Source organism: Armatimonas sp., from assembly GCF_043760365.1.
GTDB lineage: Bacteria > Armatimonadota > Armatimonadia > Armatimonadales > Armatimonadaceae > Armatimonas.
This window is the reverse complement of sequence record NZ_JAYUPA010000269.1, coordinates 1-2,017: the sequence shown is the minus strand read 5'-3', so window position 1 is coordinate 2,017 and position 2,017 is coordinate 1. Positions and strand designations below refer to the sequence as shown.

The 2,017-nt window shown below is 61.1% G+C and carries 1 protein-coding gene; it reads left to right on the top strand.

All coding sequences use genetic code 11. From position 1 onward, the window contains the following. Positions 1-2,017 (top strand): DUF1549 domain-containing protein (locus ACH2EH_RS06455; RefSeq protein ID WP_395140046.1); only part of this gene is annotated, 2,017 nt, incomplete at both ends.

Genomic DNA, 2,017 nt, shown 5'->3' with positions numbered 1-2,017 from the left:
ATACCAACGGCTACGAGAAAGACAAGCCCCGGGTGATCTGGCCCTGGCGGGACTGGGTGATCAAGGCGCTGAACGCCGACATGCCCTTTGACCAGTTCACCGTGAAGCAGCTCGCGGGAGACTTGCTGCCGCATGCAACTCTGGACGACAAGATCGCGACGGGCTTTCACCGTAATACGATGCTCAATGAAGAGGGTGGCATTGATCCCTTAGAGTACCGCTACTACGCCATGGTGGACCGTATGGGCACGACGGGGGCGACGTGGCTGGGGCTGACGATCCAGTGTGCGCAGTGTCACACGCATAAGTACGATCCCATTACCCACAAAGAGTACTACCAGCTAATGGCCTTCTTGGACAACACAGAGGAGCCCGAGCTGGACGTGGTCACGCCTGAGCTGGCCAAGAAACGCGCCGAGGTCGAGAAGATAATCACGGAGCGTGAGACGACACTCGCGGAGAAATGGCCGATTGCACTGCCCTTACGCTGGAGTGTATCCTCCGCTGAGGACGTAAAAGTGGCGTCGGGCGCAAAGCCCGAAGTGCGGCCCGATGGCGCGGTCTTTATCAGCGGCCCCAGCCCGGATAAAGATACCTACACGCTCACCCTGGGAGGGAGCGGGGAACCTGTCTCTGCGATTCGTCTCGATGCTCTTACGGATCCCGCACTGGGAGGAACGGGGCCGGGGCGAACGGCGCATGGCAACTTTGTGCTCACGGAGATCACCGTCAAAGCGGACGGCAAGCCCGTGAAGCTGGCATTTGGCGAGCATGATTTTGCCCAGGACGGCTTCTCTGCGCAGGCGGCGCTGGATGGGAAATCAAATACGGGTTGGGCGATTGTGGGAGCGGGCAACTGGAATGTGAATCGCACGGCGACCTTTCATCTTGACAAACCCACCACGGCGCAGAAGTGGACCGTAACGCTCAAGCAGGAGTATGGCGGTCAGCACACTCTGGGTAAGTTCCGCCTGAGTCTCGGAGGCGTCCAGCCTGACTCTGATCCGACTCCCGCCGAGCAGCGCAAGAAAGCGGCCTATGCCCAGGCGTTCGCCACGTGGAAGGCGACCCAGCAAGCGGGAGCGGTGCGCTGGGAGGTAGTGCGGCCCGTTAAAGCGACTTCTAATTTGCCACTTCTAACGGTCCAGCCCGATGGCACGGTCCTTGTGAGCGGCGATAGTACCAAGCGCGATGTCTACGATGTCCGGCTTGCGGGCCTGCCGAAAGGCGTCACGGCGCTACGGCTCGAAGCCCTCCCCGATGATCGCTTGCCCAAGCACGGCCCCGGGCGCGTTGCCTACGAAGGCCCCCAGGGGGATTTCTTTTTGAGTACGCTTACCCCCAGTGTCGGAAAGCTCATTAAAGGCGTCTCCACGGTCGGCACGGCGCAGAACGCACTCGATACCAATCCGCAGACCGGCTGGAGTATCAATGGTGCGCAGGGTAAGACCAGTGTGGCAGTCTTTACGTTTGACAAGCCCCTCGAAACCGACACACTCGCTCTCTCGATGGTCTTTGAGCAGTACTACGCCGCCGGGCTGGGCAAGTTTCGCCTCTCGGTAAGCACGGATTCGCGTGCGGGGAAACTCGCGCTCTTGCCGAGCCTGGAAGACGCGCTGGCAAAGAACGATGACACCGCGCTAAGGACGCAGTTTGTTCGTAGTGCTCCCGAGCTGGCAAGTGCCCGCGCCGAGCTGGAGGCTCTGCGAAAAGCTCTGCCTGAGCCACCGACGACACTGGTCTTTACCGAGCGCCCCAAAGCCAACCCGCGCACCACGTTTATCCACAACCGGGGGGAGTTTCTCCAGCCCACGGAGAAAGTGACGGTCGGCGCACCGGTAGTGCTCCCTCCTGTGCGGGGCACGGATCGGCTGGCGTTTGCCCGCTGGCTGGTCTCTAAAGACAACCCGCTCACGGCGCGGGTGATTGTCAACCGTGCTTGGGCGGCGTTCTTTGGCAAGGGCATTGTGAGAACGACCGAGGACTTTGGCTACCAGGGCTCCCCACCGACCCACCC